The sequence below is a fragment of the Arthrobacter celericrescens genome, from assembly GCF_003614925.1.
GTDB lineage: Bacteria > Actinomycetota > Actinomycetes > Actinomycetales > Micrococcaceae > Arthrobacter > Arthrobacter celericrescens.
The window spans coordinates 1-16,695 of the sequence record NZ_QYLP01000097.1; the positions used below are offsets into that span (position 1 = coordinate 1).

Annotated in this window: 15 protein-coding genes and 1 pseudogene; 13 read left to right on the plus strand and 3 right to left on the minus strand. The window is 68.7% G+C overall.

Annotated features, from left to right (window positions below; all coding sequences use genetic code 11):
- From D3654_RS17785 to D3654_RS17830, 10 genes and pseudogenes are all read left to right on the plus strand, one after another.
- Positions 1–391 (plus strand): annotated as a pseudogene (locus D3654_RS17785) (nitrite reductase (NAD(P)H)); the annotation flags it as partial.
- A gap of 2 nt (positions 392–393) precedes the next feature.
- Positions 394–1,428, plus strand: a complete 1,035-nt coding sequence (cobA, locus tag D3654_RS17790; protein WP_120522795.1) for a uroporphyrinogen-III C-methyltransferase — start codon at positions 394–396, stop codon at positions 1,426–1,428.
- Positions 1,429–1,438: 10 nt separating this feature from the next.
- Positions 1,439–2,596: a uroporphyrinogen-III synthase gene (locus tag D3654_RS17795; protein ID WP_120522796.1), complete on the plus strand. Its 1,158-nt coding sequence runs from the start codon at positions 1,439–1,441 to the stop codon at positions 2,594–2,596.
- Between the two features lie 93 nt (positions 2,597–2,689).
- Entirely contained in the window at positions 2,690–5,296 is a 2,607-nt protein-coding gene (locus D3654_RS17800; protein WP_120522797.1) for a GMC family oxidoreductase, read from the plus strand.
- Complete coding sequence (locus D3654_RS17805) at positions 5,293–7,275, plus strand: acyltransferase family protein (RefSeq protein ID WP_205571852.1); 1,983 nt, start codon at positions 5,293–5,295, stop codon at positions 7,273–7,275. The genes D3654_RS17800 and D3654_RS17805 overlap by 4 nt, the downstream gene beginning before the upstream one ends.
- Complete coding sequence (locus D3654_RS17810; RefSeq protein ID WP_245413316.1) at positions 7,272–8,360, plus strand: alpha/beta hydrolase; 1,089 nt, start codon at positions 7,272–7,274, stop codon at positions 8,358–8,360. The genes D3654_RS17805 and D3654_RS17810 overlap by 4 nt, the downstream gene beginning before the upstream one ends.
- Positions 8,357–9,325 carry an acetoacetate decarboxylase family protein gene (locus D3654_RS17815; RefSeq protein WP_120522798.1) on the plus strand — a complete coding sequence of 323 codons (969 nt, stop codon included), beginning with the start codon at positions 8,357–8,359 and terminating at the stop codon, positions 9,323–9,325. Before D3654_RS17810 ends, D3654_RS17815 begins: the two co-directional genes overlap by 4 nt.
- On the plus strand, positions 9,322–9,804 hold the full coding sequence (locus D3654_RS17820; protein ID WP_120522799.1) for a DUF1772 domain-containing protein: 483 nt from the start codon (positions 9,322–9,324) through the stop codon (positions 9,802–9,804). The genes D3654_RS17815 and D3654_RS17820 overlap by 4 nt, the downstream gene beginning before the upstream one ends.
- Complete coding sequence (locus tag D3654_RS17825) at positions 9,801–10,235, plus strand: hypothetical protein (protein ID WP_245413317.1); 435 nt, start codon at positions 9,801–9,803, stop codon at positions 10,233–10,235. Before D3654_RS17820 ends, D3654_RS17825 begins: the two co-directional genes overlap by 4 nt.
- Positions 10,232–11,575, plus strand: a complete 1,344-nt coding sequence (locus D3654_RS17830) for a patatin-like phospholipase family protein (RefSeq protein ID WP_120522800.1) — start codon at positions 10,232–10,234, stop codon at positions 11,573–11,575. Before D3654_RS17825 ends, D3654_RS17830 begins: the two co-directional genes overlap by 4 nt.
- A 167-nt stretch (positions 11,576–11,742) precedes the next feature.
- Here the strand turns inward: D3654_RS17830 and D3654_RS17835 are convergent, their stop codons facing one another.
- Both D3654_RS17835 and D3654_RS17840 read right to left on the minus strand, forming a co-directional pair.
- A complete protein-coding gene (locus D3654_RS17835; protein ID WP_120522801.1) occupies positions 11,743–13,149 on the minus strand; it encodes an HNH endonuclease signature motif containing protein in 1,407 nt (468 codons plus the stop codon).
- A gap of 164 nt (positions 13,150–13,313) precedes the next feature.
- Positions 13,314–13,655 carry a hypothetical protein gene (locus D3654_RS17840; RefSeq protein ID WP_162943784.1) on the minus strand — a complete coding sequence of 114 codons (342 nt, stop codon included), beginning with the start codon at positions 13,653–13,655 and terminating at the stop codon, positions 13,314–13,316.
- 198 nt (positions 13,656–13,853) lie between these two features.
- Between D3654_RS17840 and D3654_RS17845 the strand changes: the two genes are divergently transcribed.
- From D3654_RS17845 to D3654_RS17855, 3 genes are all read left to right on the plus strand, one after another.
- Entirely contained in the window at positions 13,854–14,741 is an 888-nt protein-coding gene (locus tag D3654_RS17845) for an FAD-dependent oxidoreductase (protein WP_120522803.1), read from the plus strand.
- A gap of 90 nt (positions 14,742–14,831) precedes the next feature.
- Positions 14,832–15,539 (plus strand): deoxyribose-phosphate aldolase, encoded by a 708-nt coding sequence (gene deoC / locus D3654_RS17850; RefSeq protein ID WP_120522804.1) that lies wholly within the window; start codon positions 14,832–14,834, stop codon positions 15,537–15,539.
- A gap of 53 nt (positions 15,540–15,592) precedes the next feature.
- The gene (locus D3654_RS17855; RefSeq protein ID WP_120522805.1) at positions 15,593–15,820 is read left to right on the plus strand and encodes a hypothetical protein; all 228 of its coding nucleotides are present in this window, start codon (positions 15,593–15,595) and stop codon (positions 15,818–15,820) included.
- Positions 15,821–15,899: 79 nt separating this feature from the next.
- On the opposite strand, the gene D3654_RS17860 is transcribed toward D3654_RS17855, so the two are convergent.
- Entirely contained in the window at positions 15,900–16,694 is a 795-nt protein-coding gene (locus tag D3654_RS17860) for a metal-dependent hydrolase (RefSeq protein ID WP_205571853.1), read from the minus strand.
- Position 16,695 lies beyond the last annotated feature (1 nt).

The window sequence follows — 16,695 nt, forward strand, 5'->3', positions numbered from 1 at the left end:
GTACATCGACCGCTACTTCATGTACTACATCCGCACCGCCGACCGCCTCCAGCGCACCGCACGCTGGCAGGAAGAACTCGACGGCGGCATCAAGCACGTCGAAGACGTGGTGGTCCACGACTCCCTGGGCATCGCCGAGGAACTCGAAGCCGCCATGGCCAAGCACGTGGACACCTACGTCGACGAGTGGGCGGACACGCTGAAGGACCCGGAGCGCCTGCGCCGCTTCCGCTCCTTCGTCAACGCCCCCGACCAGAAGGACGACTCCATTTCCTTCGTCCCGGACCAGCGCGGCCAGATCCGCCCGGCCACCAACGAAGAGAAGGGCAGCGTCCTCATCGCCTCCACCATCCCCGTCCGCAGCGGCTCCACCAACGGAAGCGAGAACTGACCATGCAGCTCAGCATCGACCTGACCGGCCGCGACGTCCTCGTCACCGGCTCCGACACCGCGGCCCGCCAGGCGGTCCGCCGTTACGAGGCCGCCGGTGCCAGGGTCTTCCGGCTCAGCGTTCCCGAAGGGGCACCCGGCGACGGCCCGCTTCCCGAGCGTCCCTTCCTGCTTGCAGCCGTCGACGACGGCCAGCCCGGCTGGGAGCCGCTGCTGGAGCGTTCGCGCGCGGCCGGCATCCCCGTGGCGGCTGAACCCGCGGCGGGCCCGGCGGGCCACGTGACCCTGGTCGGCGGCGGCCCCGGCACCCTGGACCTGCTCACGGTCGGGGCCGTCAACGCCCTGCGGGACGCCGACGTCGTCTTCTACGACCGCCTGGCCCCCTACCAGGAGCTGGAGCGGCTCACCAGCGGCCGGCTGGTTGACGTCGGCAAGCATCCGGGCCACCACAAGGTGACCCAGGGCGACATCGAGAAGCTTATGGTCGAGGCGGCGCTGGCCGGCGAGAACGTGGTGCGGCTCAAGGGCGGCGACCCCTTCGTGTTCGGCCGCGGCGGCGAGGAAGTGGCCTCCTGCGTGGCCGCCGGTGTTCCCGTGAACGTCATTTCGGGCGTCACCAGCGCCATTTCCGTTCCGGCGGCCGCGGGCATTCCCGTCACGCACCGCGAGGTCAGCCACATGTTCACCGTGGTGTCCGGCCACGCTCCGCTGACCGAGAAGGAACACACCCACCTGGCTGGGCTTGGCGGCACCATCGTGGTGCTCATGGGCATCGGAACCCTTCCGCAGCTGGCCGCTGGCCTGCGCCGCGCCGGCATGCGGGCGGACATGCCGATGGCCGTCGTCGAGCGGGGCTACCGTCCCGGCCAGCGGACCACCATCGCAGAACTCGGTACGATCGAAAATGCGGCCACAGGCTGCAGCAACCCGGCCGTGCTGGTCATTGGCGAGGTGGTCGGGGTGGCAATGGCCAGCCGTAATCATGCCGCTGCCTCCGCTGACCTGAACCGCCTCGCGGCTTCGCTCCTTGAAGCCTGAAGGGACCCACATGAGCACCACGTCCACCATCACCGCCGAGGCGAACACGCCGCAGGCCGCCGTCGAATCCGCCGCAGACACCCCGCTGGACGGCTTCCTGATCGGCGTGACGTCGCACCGCCGCTCGCGCGACCTGATCGACGCCCTTGAGCGGCGCGGAGCCGAGGTGCTGCACGCTCCTGCACTGAAGATCGCCCCGGTGCAGGAAGACACCGCCCTCATCGAGGACACGCGTGCCATCATCGAGGCGCGCCCGGACATCTGCATCGCCACCACTGCCTACGGCATGCGCCGCTGGTGCGAGGCCGCGGACTCCTTCGGCATCGGCGAGCAGCTCCTGGAGGTGCTCTCGGCGACCCGCATGTTCGTCCGTGGGCCCAAGGCCCGCGGTGCCGTCCGCGCGGCCGGCCTGGCCGACGTCGGGATCAGCAGTGACGAAACCACCGCCACGCTGGTGGACATGCTCCTCCAGGAGGGCGTGCGCGGCAAGACGGTGGCCGTGCAGCTGCACGGCTACACGGATTTCCGCCAGCTCGAACGGCTGCGCATGTCCGGCGCGAAGGTCCTGACCGTCACCCCGTACCGCTGGGTGAAGCCGGACGGCAGCGACAAGCTTCCGCGCCTCATCGAGGCCGCCTGCGGCGGCAAGCTGGACGTGCTCACCTTCACGAGCGCCCCCGCCGTCGACGCGCTGTGGAGCACGGCCCACGAGATGGGCATGTACCAGCAGCTGATCGACGCGCTCAGGACGCAGGTGACCGTGGCCGCCGTCGGGCCCGTCACCGCCCAGCCGCTGCTCGACGCCGGACTGTCACCCTTGATCCCGGACCGCTACCGCATGGGGGCGCTGATCCGCCTGGTCACCGAGCACCTGGCGCTGAACCATGTGCGGCGCCTGGCCACCAAGGCCGGGCAGGTGGAGCTGCGCGGGCGCTGCCTGAAGATCGACGGCGAAGTGGTGGACCTTGCCCCGGCTCCCCTGCTGCTCCTGCGGGCGCTGCTCGGGGCAGGTGGCGCGGTGCTCTCCCGGGAGTCGCTCTCGGAGCTGCTGGAACTGCGCGGCTCGGTGCACGCACTGGACATGACGGTCAGCCGCCTGCGCTCCGCGCTGCCCGACGGCAGCCTCGTGGAAACCGTAGTGAAACGGGGCTATCGCCTGCGCGTCTAAGTGCCGTTCCGGCAATTAGTCCAAGGTATGGACAGATTGCGTGGCCGGTGGGAGTATGTCGCTATATTCCGCTGCTGCTCCTAAGGAACGGCCATGACTTTGCCGGGGAAGTTACAACAGGATGACCCTTCCGGACCTGCTTCCGGTGGACCGCCCGAGACCGTGGACGCCGTGGTGGTGGGCTCCGGATTCGGCGGTTCCGTAGCAGCACTGCGCCTGGCAGAGGCCGGCAAATCCGTGGTGCTCATGGAACGCGGGAAGGCCTACGCACCAGGCAGCTTCGCCCGGAGCCCTGCGGAGATGGGCCGCAACTTCTGGGACCCCGACCGCGGGCTCTACGGCTTGTTCGACGCCTGGACCTTCCGGGGCATGGAGGGCCTGGTGTCCAGCGGCCTGGGTGGCGGCTCGCTGATCTACGCGAACGTGCTCCTGCGCAAGGACCCCAAGTGGTTCGTCAAGGAGTCCCCGGTGCCCGGCGGCGGCTACGAGAACTGGCCGTTCAGCTACGACGACCTCGAGCCGTTCTACAAGGACGCAGAGGACATGCTGCAGCCCGTCCCGTACCCGTACCGGGACACGGCAAAGACCCTGGCCATGGAGGCCAGCACCGCAGCCCTCGGCCTGTCCATCAGCCGGCCGCCGATCGCGGTCACCTTCGCCACTTCGCCCGATGCGGAACCGGGCACCAACCAGCCGTTGTCCGCGGCACCGTACGGCAGTGTCCACGGCGAGCGCGCCGTGCGGACCACGTGTACCCTCTGCGGCGAGTGCGACCTCGGCTGCAACTCCGGGGCCAAAAACACCCTGGACCACAACTACCTCTCTGCGGCGAAGAAAGCCGGCGCTGACCTCCGGACGTTCCACGACGTGCGGGGGATCCGGCCGGTGGGTTCTTCGGGGAACGGTTCCGGGTACGAGGTCCGCTACGTGGTCCACGATCCGGAACACCCCGATGCCCCGCTGCACGAACGGATCATCCGCTGCAGGAACCTGGTCATCGGCGCCGGCACCTTCGGCAGCAACTTCCTGCTCCTGCGCAACCGTGCCTCCCTGCCCGCACTCAGCGAAACCCTCGGCACCCGCTTCAGCGGCAACGGCGACCTGCTGACGTTCGTGATGGGCGCCAAGATGCACGACGGCGGCAAGGTCCCCGCTACCCGCACCCTCTCCGGCAGCCGCGGCCCCGTCATCACTACCGCCATCCGGGTTCCGGACACCGAGGACGGCGGCACCGGCCGCGGCTACTACGTGGAGGACGCCGGCTATCCGGCCTTCATGAACTGGCTGATCGAAACCGGGCAGCTCGGCCAGGTGGTGCGCCGCACGGCGCGTGTGGCCGGCCAGCTGCTCAAGGACCGGCTCTTCGAAGCCCGCCGCTCCAATATTTCCGCCGACCTCGCCGCGGCCCTGGGCGACGGCAGCCTGTCCTCCAGTTCGCTGCCGCTGCTGGGCATGGGGCGTGACATCCCGGACGGCGTGCTGAGCCTGCAGGACGGCAGGCTCGCCGTGGACTGGACGCTCGCCACGTCCACGGGGTACTTCGGCCGGGTGCGCAAGACCATGGCGGACCTCGCCGGTGAACTGGGCGGGGACTTCGTGGACAATCCGCTGTGGTGGGCCAAACGGGTCATCACGGTGCACCCCATCGGCGGCGCCCCCGCGGGACGCAACCCGTCGGAAGGCGTATGCGATTCCTACGGCGAAGTGTTCGGCTACCCCGGAATGTTCGTGGTGGACGGTGCTGCCATGCCGGGACCGGTGGGAGCCAACCCGTCCCTGACCATCGCCGCGTTCGCCGAGCGCGCCTGCCGCCGCCTGCTGGAAGGCACACGGCCCGCCGCACGCAGCCTGACGCCGGACACACCGCGGCACACACGCGAGGCGCCGGGCGCCGTCGGCGACTCCCCCGCTGAATCGCCGCGCGTCCTGGCGCCGGACGCCACCAAGGGAAAGGCCGCCAAACCCGAACGCCCGCTTGAACCGAAAGCGGCCGCGACACGCGGGCTCGGCGCACCGGCCATGGCGGACGCCGCCACTGCAGCCACCTCCGTGAGCTTCACCGAACAAATGCACGGCTGGTTCAGCCCCGGCCAGAGCGATCCGGCGAAGGGACTCAGCCTGGGCCGGGACCGCGACCGCCGGATCATGTTCGAACTGACCATCACGGCCCCGGACATCGACGCTTTCGTGGCCGACCCCCTGCATCAGGCCAACGCCGAGGGCTACGTCCTGGCGGACCAGTTCGGCGGCCGGCTGCCCGTGGAGAAGGGCTGGTTCAAGCAGTTCGTGGAGGACGCCTCCCCCGACGGACGGCCGGCCCGGCGCATGCTCTACCGGCTGTGGCTGCGCGACCCCGGCGGCACCCCGCTCACCTTCACCGGCTTCAAGCTCATCCACAACGAAGCCGGGACGGACTCCTGGGCGGACACCACCACCCTGTACGCCACGATCGTGCGCGGGCACGTGCCTCCCTCGGATCCCGGCCAGCCGCCGTCGGCCGAATGGAAGTCCCCGGACGCGTCCGCCGTCGCCGGGTCCGGCATCCTGCGCATCCGCCCGCTGGACTTCGCCAAGCAGCTCACCACCTTCCGGGCGGCGGGCCCTGAACCGCTGCCGGCCCTGGCCTCGTTCGGGAACTTCTTCCTCGGCGAGCTCTGGCGGGTCTACGGCAAAGCCGCCGTCAAAAAGCCGTCGCGATGAAGCGCAAGGAGCTCGCACTGCACAGCAAGGACCTGGGGTTCACGCCCCGGGAGGCGGTGCGCTGGCTTGCGCCGATCGCCCTGGGCCGCACTGCCCTGAAGGTCATGACCGCCACGGTCTTTGCGGACTTCGGCGACAAGCGCGAGCTGGAGGCAGGGCTTCCCGGCACGCCGCTCGAACTGGCCCGCCTTCCGCTCCCGGGCCAGGCGGCCCAGCCGCCCGTGGAGCGCGGCTTGGGCGCACCGGTTGCCCTGGGGCTTCCGCAGGACGGCCTGTGGCTGGACTTCACCGCTGACCTCGGCGACGGCTTCGACGCCACGTACACCGTGGCCCTCCTGCTCGCCCAGGAGCAGTTGACCGTGGACGGGATGGAACTCAAGCGCGGGAACGTCCTGGTGCTCGGCGGGGACGAGGTCTACCCGGTGGCGTCCCCGGGCCGCTACGAGGACCGCATGGTGGGACCGTACCGCACGGCGTTCCCGGCGCCTGCGGCAGGCGGCCCGCCGCCGGCGTCGTGCCCTCCGGCGAACATCCTGCTGGCCCTGCCCGGCAACCACGACTGGTACGACGGGCTCACGTCCTTCATCCGGGTCTTCACCCGGCAGCGCAGCATCGGCTCGTGGCGCACGGTGCAGAACCGCAGCTATTTTGCGGTGCGGCTCTCGGGCGGTGCGGACACGCCCGGCTGGTGGCTGCTGGGCCTGGACAGCCAGCTGGGCCAGTACATCGACGAGCCGCAGCTGGAGTACTTCCATCGCAACGTCAGCGCCCGGCTCGTCCCGGGCGATTCGATCATCCTGTGCCTGGCTTCGCCGTCGTGGGTCTACTCGGAGGAGCCTGGCGACCGGGCCTTCCAGCAGGCGGACTTCTTCGAACAGGACTACCTGCGCCGCCGCTTCAACCCGCAGACCGGGCTCTTCGAAGACACCGGCGCCACGGTGCGGCTCTGGCTGAGCGGGGACCTGCACCATTACTCCCGCTATGCGGAAGCGGAGCCCGACGGCGGCAGCCCGGTCCAGCTGGTCACCTGCGGCCTGGGCGGGGCGTACCTGTCGGACACCCACTGGCTGCCCGGGGAAGTCCGGCTTCCGGACCCCGTCCGCGAGCGCGGGCTGTCCGCCGCGGCGCCGTCCGCGGCCCGGCGGCAGACCGAGCCAGACGGCAGCCGGCGCTTCGTCCGCGCCCCCGGCAGCCACCCCACCACCAGCACCAGCCGGCAGCTCGGACTCCGCCTGGCGAATCCGTTCTCGCCCTACTGGCTGGCGGCCCGGAACCCGGGCTTCGGCCCCTTGCTGGGCCTCGTCCACGCCGTGTTCTTCCTGGCCGGCTGGGTGGTCTACAGCAGCGGCCGCGGCCTCCCGCTCATGGGCGCTATCGATACCGTGGGCCTGCCCCGGGCACTGGTCTTCGGCGTCGTGTGCCCGCTGCTCGCCCTGGGACTGCTGGTGGTGTTCTGGAAACTGTTCGGCCGGACACGCCTTCTCCGGGGCCGGGCCGGTCTGCTGACGATGCTCCGCGGCGTCCTCTACCAGCTCGCCGCCCTCGGCGCGGGCATCAGCCTGGCCGTGCTGGCCGCCTTGATCCCGCTTCCCTCCGGGCTTGGCGCCCTGCTGGTCCTCGGCGTCGTGTACGCGTCCGGCTGGGTCCTCGGCAGCGAGGCCTTCGCCCTGTACATCCTGCGCACGCCCGCCGGGGAGGTGGCCTCGTGGAAGATGTCCGGCCAGGCCGTGGAGGACCATAAGGGCTTCCTGCGGATGCGCCTCGATCCCGACGGCAGCCTCACCGTCCACCCGCTACTGGTGGAGACCGTGTGCCGGGACTGGGACCTTGAGGACACGCACGACGGCGTCCGTCCCGTTCCGTCTGAGGGTATCCCTGCCGTCCGGCTGCTTGAGCAGCCCATCACCATCCAACCGACGTTCATACAACCGACCGGCACCCAAGCACCCGCCATTCAGCGTGAAGGAAGCAAACCATGACCATGACCATCACCCGTGCAGAACACCGCAGCGAGGTCATCCCGTTCCGGGCCGGGGACGGCGTCCCGCTGAACCTGGTGCACGTGACCTCCCCCGTGGAGCCGGCCAAGGGTCCGGTGCTCCTGGTGCACGGATCCGGCGTCCGTGCCGAACTGTTCCGCCCGCCCACCCGGACCACGTTCGTGGACGTGCTGCTGGAGGACGGCTGGGACGTCTGGATGCTGAACTGGCGCGCCTCGATCGACCTGGACCCGCTGTCCTGGACGCTCGGCGACGCCGCCGTGTACGACCATCCTGCCGCCGTCGAGCATGTCCTGCAGGCCACCGGAGCGGACACGCTCAAGGCCATGGTGCATTGCCAGGGCTCCACTTCGTTCACGATGTCCGCCGCGGCGGGCCTGCTGCCCCGGGTGGACACGGTGATTTCCAACGCGGTGTCCCTGCATCCGGTGGTGCCGGCGTTCTCGCGCTTGAAGATCGACCACTTCACGCCGATCGTGAAGGCCTTCACCCCCTACCTCTCGCCGGCCTGGGGCAACCGCTCGAACGGCTACTTCAGCAGGTTCCTGCGGTCCCTGGTCAAGGCAACGCACCACGAATGCGACAACACGGTCTGCAAGCTGGTCAGCTTCACCTACGGCAGCGGCAGGCCTGCGCTGTGGTCCCACGAGAACCTGGACGAGGCCACCCACGAGTGGATCAAGGGTGAATTCGCGGAGGTTCCGGTCAGTTTCTTCGAGGAGATGGGCCGCAGCATCCGGGCCGGTCACATGGTGGCTGCCGGATCGCACCCTGAACTGCCGGAAAACTACGAGGCCCAGGCGCCCCGGACCGATGCCCGCTTCGTGTTCCTCGCCGGGCAGGACAACCGGTGTTTCCTGCCCGAGAGCCAGGAGCGCACCTTCCGTTTCTTCCAGCAGCACCGCCCCGGGAAGGACGCGCTCCACCTCATCCCCGGCTACGGCCACCTGGATGTCTTCTTCGGCACCCACGCGTGGCGGGACACGTTCCCGATCATCGTCAAGGAATTGAACTCATTGGACTCAGGCAACTCCGTAAACGCAGGCAAGGAGCTCGACTCATGAACACTCTCAACGGGCTGCTGGCCGGGCTCCTCCGGCTCATGCCTTCTCCCCTGCCGCGGCGGCAGAACGAACTGCGCGGCCGGTTCGCCCAAGCCGACGGCATCCCCTACACGATGCCGGTCAACTCGGACGATTCGCCGGTGCTCATGGCCGCCTTCCCCATCAACAAACGCGCGGCGGCGGCCATCCTGCCCGGCGAGGAAATGCGCCCCTTCAGCCTGGGCGGGAAGGGCCTGCTGGTGGTGACCGTGGTCAACTACAAATCCACGGACATCGGCAAGTACATCGAGTATTCCCTGGCCATCGCCATCACCCACGGCAGGCGGCCGGTGCCTCCGCTGCTGCCCCTGCTCTTTCAGAAGACGTTCGGCCTGGGCCAGTTCGTGGTGGACCTGCCGGTCAGCACCGAAATCTCGGTCAAGGGCGGCAAGGGCATCTGGGGCATGCCCAAGCACCAGGCCAACCTGGACTTCGTGGTGACCGATTCCACGGTGTCGGCCCAGTACGACAAGGACGGGGCGCTCGGCTGCTTCGTGGAGATCGAACGGCCCGAGCCGGCCGGATTGCCGCTGAAGCTCGCCGCCTCGAACTACTGCGCTTTCCGGGGCATGTTGTGGAAGTCTGACATCTACTTTGAAGCCACAGGTGACCTCGCCCTCGGGAAGGCGGCGAAGGCCCGGCTCATCCTGGGTGACGCTCCCGGCGTCGCGCTCCTGAAGACCCTGCAGGTGGCGGAGAAGCCGATCTTCACGGCCTGGCTGCCCGAAGCGCACGGAGTGCTGGACGACCACTACGAGGCGTGGTTCCTCACCGCCCCGAGTGCTGCAGAAGCAGCGGCCCAGCGCGGCGGCGAGATGATGGACAGCGTGGTGGGGCTGGGCCAGGGCCAGGAATGGCTGGAGCCGCCGGACCGCAGCAGGATCCCCGGGGCTGCCTCGATCGAAAAACACAAGGCGTCGTCGTGAACTGGCTGCTGGTGCTCAATGCCCTGTACTTCCTGTTCGGCGCCACCATGTACGTGGGCACCATGTGGGTGCTGAAGTGGTTCCTCTACCCCACGTGGGAGTCGTTGGAACGCGGCAATGTGGACATGCATTTCGGGATCCCCACCCGGCAGGCCACCAAGTTCTTCACCGTGGTGGTGCCGCCCATGTTCATCTCCGGCGCCATCCTGGTGTGGAGTGAGTGGGGCAGCATCCGGGTCATTCCGGCGGCGATCTGCCTGCTGGGCATCATCACCCTGACCCTGGTGGGGCAGGGCATCATCATCCCCATCAACGTGCGCATCCGGGGCGGCGACTTCAAGGACGACGCCGAACTGCGAACCCTGCTGCGGCGCTGGATGTTCCTCAATGACATCCGCTTCTACGTTTCCACGCTTGTGTGGCTTGCCATGCTCTGGCTGATCGTGGACCGCGGCCGGCTGCTGGATTCGTACCTGTGAAGACAGTGGCTGCGAGAACCAGCCCCGCCGCCTGGGCGGCGGCCGATCCGCTGCGCGCTGTCCTGGCGATCCTCGCGGTCATCACGGCGCTGACCGGCGTCGCGGAAATCCCCTTCGGCGGTTTCATCCTGCGCCTGTTGGGTACCGAGCCGACGCCGCTCGCGCTGCAACTTTTCGGCACGGTGGGCATGTTCATGATCGTGGTGGGCGGCCTGCTCCTGCACACCCTGCTCAAGCGCGACGCCGCTCCGGAAGTCGTCTTCTGGGCGGGCGTGCAGAAGGCAGGGGCGTTCGCGGCCGTCGGGATCGGCGTCCTGAACGGCGTGTTCGCGGCACCCGCGCTGGCGGTCGCCGTCTTCGACCTCGCGACGGCGGTGCTGTGCTTTATCTATTGGCGCGGGGTTTATGGTCGGGAGGTGGTGCGCCCATGAATCGTTCCCTGGTGCTTGCCGGCGGCGGGATGCGGGTGGCGTGGCAGGCAGGCGTGGTGCGGGCTTTGGCCGAGGAAGGCGTGGAATTCAACCATGTGGACGGCACCTCCGGCGGGATCCTGACGGCGGGCATGCTGCTCTCCGGGATCGGGCCGGAGGAGATGTGCGCCCGCTGGTCCACGGTGGACGTCAAGGACTTCGGTTCGGCCCTGCCGTTCGGCGACTACCTCAAGGGGCCGTGGTCCCTTCCCGCCCTCGGCGACGCGGATGGCTTGCTCAACAAAGTCTTCCCGTCGTTGGGGATCGACGCCGGATCCATCCGCAGCCGAGCAACGGAACCGGGCGCCGTCGGGGGTTCCTTCAACGTGGTGGAGTTCACCGGAAAGCGCTGCCACGCGATCGACGCCACCGAGATCGACGCCGAACTCATGGCCGCGGGCATGTCCCTGCCGATCTTCCTGACGCCCTTGCACCGCGACGGGAAAATCTGGACCGACGCCGTGTGGGTGCGCGACGCCAACGTGCAGGAAGCGCTGCGGCGCGGGGCTGACGAGGTGTGGCTCATCTGGTGCATCGGGAATTCTCCGTATTGGGGCGACGGGCCGCTGGAACAGTACGTGCACATGATCGAGATGAGTGCCATGGGTGCGTTGCTGGCCGATTTCGACGCCGCGCAGGCTGCGGGCCGCGACTTCGTGCTGCACGTCATCCGCCCTGAACATCCCCTGCCACTGGACCCGGAGTTCTACCTCGGCCGGATCAGCGCCGACGCCCTCGTGGCCATGGGCTACCGCGACGCCCGTGCTTACCTGGCCTCCCGCTCGCCGGAGGGGCTGCCGAAGGACGAGCACTGCACCGCCATGAGCGAGCCGTCCCCCGGTGTTCGGTTCACGGACCGGCTCCGCGGCAACCTGGACGGGCAGGACCTGGGGTTCACCGCCGTCGTCGAGATGCCCTCGTCCGGTACGGGTGCGCGGCTTTCGGGGTTCCTCGATGCGGAGCGCTTCGGCGCCCGGCGTTTCCTGGCCGGCGGGCTGGTGGAGGCGTCCGGTGACACGCTGCGGTACCGCGCGGAAGTACTGCTCGACGGCGGCTGGCACAAGCTGACGGTCACCCGCACCTTCCACGACGACCCCGGACCGGACGCCTGGACCGATTCCCGTACCGCCGTCCTGGAGCTGGAAGGCTTCCCGGCGGTGGAGGTGCACATGGCCTTGGGCGACGCCGCAGCCTTGATCGCGTCCGTGGAGCCGGTGGGTTCGCACGGTTTCCTGGACCGGGCGTCCGCGGCGGCGGGCTTCATCGGGAACGGGCTGCGGGAGCTGTTGGAGAAGTACTGAGGTCTGCTAGGTGACGGGGCTACGTGACGGGGCGCGGGTAGCGGAGACGCGCGGACGACGCGGGCGGCGCGAGTGATGGCGCACAACTAACTAGCCGCTCCGCGGGGCGGAAAGCCGGCTGCACATTAGGGAAGGCACACCGGCGGGGCACGGGCCGACCCGTGAGGTCAGAAGGGCGGCGGCTTTGCTTCCCCAGGCGGGTCGCCGGGCCTTGGGCGGATGTCCCCCGCTGTGCTTGTCGCCGGTATCGGCGGTTGGTCCTTGTAGGTGCGGCCGGTGGGGCTGGTCCATTGAAGGACCCCGGCCCCGGCCTGCCGGACGGTCCAGCGGGAGTGATGTTTAAGTATGTGGTGCCGCCGGCACAGGCCCGCGAGGTTGCCGGAATCCGTGGCGCCGCCGAGCGCGGCGTCCACAGTGTGATCGAGATCCAGCTCGCGGGCTTTGATGCCGCATCCGGGGAAACGGCAGCGGGAATCACGGGCCCGGAGCAGCCGGCGCAGGTCCTCGCCGGGCCGGTACCGGTCCACGGCCAGCACGGTGCCGTTGACCGGGTCGGTGAAGACCCTGTTCCAGCCCGGAGCCGCACCCGCCAAGATCCGTGCCGTGTCCGGATCGATCGGGTGCCGCCCGTCGAGCTCGGCCGGGACGAAGGAAGCGCCATCTGCATCTTGAGCCTCGCCGTCCATCATGGTCTGCGCCGGAACGGTGATATCGACCCTCGCCGTGATGGCCGTGAGGATGCCCTCCGGGGTGTCGTGCCCGGTCGGGGCGCCCCTCAACACGACATCCGCAAGCAGGTCGGCCCGGAGCTGGTCCATGGTGCGGGAGGCCCCGGCGCCTTGGCAGGCCTGGGCACCTGCGCCGTTTTCTTTGGCCGAGTCGTGTTCTTTGGAGGCGTCTGCATAAGCCTGGGCCATCTGGGTGAGGCGGTCGTGGATCCCGTACGCCACCACCGCGGGCAGCACGGCCCCGAGTTCGGCCATGCCGTCGGGCAAGGGGTTCACCCAGACCCGGCATTCTTCCCGGGCCCGGTCATGGCGTTCGGTCAGCGGCTCAGATTGGGCTTTCTCGGCCTCGCGTACCGCCACACGTCGCACCCGCCCGGGTGCCTGCCGCTCGGCGCAACCCAGTACCACGGCCTCGTACCGGCCCCGGGCCTCATCATCCATCAGACTTGCCCCGGCTTCCTGGATCACGCGGGCGTGGGCCAGGCTGATCCGCCCGTCCGACAATGCCTGAACCGTCAGAGGGAACCGATCGGCCAGCTCCACCGCCTGGCCCATCTGGCGTTGCACCGTCCGGTCACTCATCCGGGTCGCGGCAGCGATCTCCGCCGCCACTGACCGCTGAGCCAGCTCGCGCGCAGGCGGCCGCCACCCGGAACCCGACACGCCGCCGTCGTCCTCCATCGCCTCCGCCAGTTGCGAAGCCATGACTAGCAGCCCCTCGCGCACCGCATGCAAGCGCGACTGCACGCGTTCCAGCGACTCCAAAGAAGACACGACATCGGCCAACGCATCGACGGGAAGGACTTGCTTCCCCGGCGCCTGGGCAAATGCCGTGCTGTTCTCCATGAACCAATTCAAGCAAGGGGGTCTGACAAAAAAGGTTCCTCCGGACGGTCTGGCCGATTGCCCCCACAGGGGTCCGGGGCGACTTCCGATTCCACATCGAGTTCCGACGTACCGAACCGACGAGTGGACCGAATCCAATTGATCGCACGAGACAGCACACTCCGCTACAGCCTCTCCAGTGTGTCAATCAACCGATCGGTATGAACCCGGACCACCCGCAACATCGGATTGTCCGGATCGCCGGCCGCCAAATGCACGGACCACTGTCCTTCAATGAAGTCCTTGCGCAAGCCGCCGATATCTTTCGCCGCGAATTCCATCTCCACTGCGCTTTGGAAGTCATACAGCGCACCGGCGAAGTCGACATATGCCACGTCCAGGCGAGCTGATTGGACGGCCTCGTCATCGAGATACATCGGGTGCAGCGCGCAGTTTGCGATGGCGTCAATCCAAAATCCGGCTTCGTTGCGGAGCCTCCGCCGCCGCGAGCCCCCGAACCACTTCATGCAGCCAAGGCTGGTAGCCCCAAACACGCCCCTGTGATCCACCTCATTACCGCCCAGTAACAGCCAGGGAACGGGACCATGAAAAACTGCAACGCCCGGGAAACACTCCCGAAAAGGCGCAGTCCTAGGCTGAAGGCAACCGCGAAACGCCACCCGAAGCCCCTCCTGAAAACCGCCCACGAAGCGAAAGGACCCGCCATGCCGGAGACCTCAACCCACCTCGTCATCGCAGGGGCCGGGCCCGCCGCCCAGGCGCTCCTCCGCCACCTGACCGGAATGGAAAGCCCGGTCCAGCGAAGCAGCCTCGGCTATCCCGCCCCGACCTTCTCCGGCCGGATCACCGTGCTGAGCAACCGCGACGAATGCCCGGAAGCCCTGATGGAAGCAGCCGCGCATTCCATGGTTTCGGTGCGTTTCGGCCAGGCCGCCAGCTTCATCGATGCGGCGAACAAGAAGGTGACCACCACGGAGGGCCTCGAGTTCTCCTACGACGAACTCGTCATCGCCACCGGCTCCGCCCCGGTCCTGCCCCCGGTGCACGGGGCCGAACACGCACTGGCCTACTCCACCATCGACGACGCCGAACGCCTCGGCGCCGACGTCAAGGAGATCGCCGCCAGGCTCGGCCGCCGGCCCCTGGGCATCCTGGTGGGTACCGGCCCGTCCGCGGGGCAGGCCGAGGCCGTCCTGCGGGCCCGGGGCGTCCGTCCCGTCCGCACCACGCTGCGCCCGGCCGCCGTCGTCTCCTCCCCCGTCTCCGGCAGGCCGGCCGCCGGAATCGTCTTCGACGACGGCAGCATCATGAACGGCGACCTCGTGGTCCTCGCCGAGGAGCGGTCGCCCCGCAACAGCCTCGCCGAAAGCGCCGGGCTGGAGACTGCTCCCGACGGCGGCATCCTGGTGGACAGCGGATTCGAGACGTCCGTGCCGGGCATCCGGGCGATCGGCGACGCCGCGGCGCGTGACGGACTGCGCCTGGGCCTGGTCCTGTCGGCGAAGGAAGCCGCGGCCCGCTGCGCGGGACTTCTGAGTGAGGCCACGGGCCTCCGCGTGCGCCCCGAAATGCAGGTCACCGCGGCCGCCTGACACCGCCGCCGGCGGGCCCGGGTGCTGTGGCAAGATGGTCCTTTGACGAGCCACCAAGCGGCCACCCGGGCCCGCCACGGAAGGACTGCCATGAGCAACGACGCCGCTACCGCAGCAAACGCCAGCGCAGCAAGCATTGCCTCCTACATCGACCACACCCTCCTCAAACCCGAGGCAAGTGAGGCCGAGGTCCGCCAGGTCTGCGCCGAAGCCGTCGAATACGGCTTCAAATCGGTCTGCGTGAACCCCATCTGGGTCAAGACCGTGTCCAAGGCCCTCAAAGGCTCCGGCGTGCTGACCTGCGCCGTGGTGGGCTTCCCGCTGGGCGCCACGCCCAGCGACGTCAAGGCCTTCGAGGCCCGCGGCGCCGTGCTGGACGGCGCGGACGAAATCGACATGGTGATCGACATCGCCGCGGCCCGCGCTGACGACAAGGGCACCCTCGTGGACGACATCACCGCCGTCGCCGAGGCCGTACACGCCGGCGAGGCCATCCTGAAGGTCATCATCGAGACGGCGCTGCTTAGCGACACGCAGAAGGTGCTCGCCTGCGAGGCCGCCGTGGAAGCCGGGGCCGACTTCGTGAAGACCTCCACCGGTTTCAACGGCGGGGGCGCCACCGTGGAAGACGTGGCACTGATGCGTAGGACCGTGGGGCCGGAGCTCGGCGTGAAGGCGTCGGGCGGCGTGCGTTCCCTCGCCGACGCACAGGCTATGATTGCTGCTGGTGCAACACGTATTGGCGCCAGCTCCGGAATTGCCATCGTCAAGGGTGAACAGGGTTCATCCGCCTACTGACAGGCCCGGCAGCCGCCATGGAATTTGAGCCCTGAGGGGCCGAGGAGGAAAGAATGTCCCAGCACACCGGCAGCAAGGTCATCGAAAAAGAGAACAACCTGGCCCAGAGCCTGGTGCTGTTCGTGGTCTGCATTGCGCTGTTCCTCGGCGCCATCTACTCGCTGTCCTTCCTGACTCTGGACAACGCGTGGCCGATGGCCGTCTGCCTGGGCCTGTTCGCCCTGGCCTTCTGGATTCCGCAGACCGTCCTGGGCCGTTCCGACTCGGCCGGCGAAAACTAAGACTCAACGAAGCGAGGCCCGGGCGGTTGCCCGGGCCTCGCTGTTTAACAGCCCCGCGTCGAACGACGAGGGTTGCCGGCTAAGGGAGCAGCGCCACCACCGCGGGCCAGTGCGTCTTCGCCAGCCCCCAGGCCGCGGCACAGATCCCCACCATCGCATAGCCACTGACAGGAATGAGGAGCAGCCATTCGCGGCGCGACCCTGCCTTGCCCAGGAGCGGAACGGACAGCGCCCCGTTGGCCCGCCAGATATCGCTGACCAGGGGTAGCTTCCGCCAGAACTTCGGCGGCTTGATCACGATCGGCCACAGCAGCGGCACTCCCCCGACGGTGACGAGGTCGCCGACGATGTGCACCACAACGCCGGTCAGCATGGATATCGGCAGCCACGCCCACTGCTGCGGCGCGAACCAGGTGACAAGCCCGGCCGCGGCCAGTGCGAAGACCCAGTTGGCCAGCCAGCCGTGTTCCGGGAAAAGCTTCAGCGCCTTGGCCGCCAGGTTGATCATGAACATGCACAGCAGCCCGGCCCCCACGGAGAGGCGGCCCACCGGCGTGTCCAGCTGGAATTGAGCGGCCATGCCCGCCAGCAGAACGAACGCGGCGGCCCCGAGCACCGAGTGCGTCCCCTGCCGGTGCCCGCCGCTGGCCTTTTCGATCCCGACGGCGATCAGCCGCGAGAGCGGCGGCAGCGAGTGGGCGATGGTGCTTGAGCGGTGGTCCCAGTCGCACACCAAGGCGGTTCCCGCCGTCGTGAGCGCCCCGATGAGGATCCCGGTGGAATCGAGCGGGTACCAGCCCAGCGCGTACGGGCCGGTCGACGCAACGGCGATCCACGCCGCGGCTCCCGACGCGGCGTGATGTCCTCCCATCATT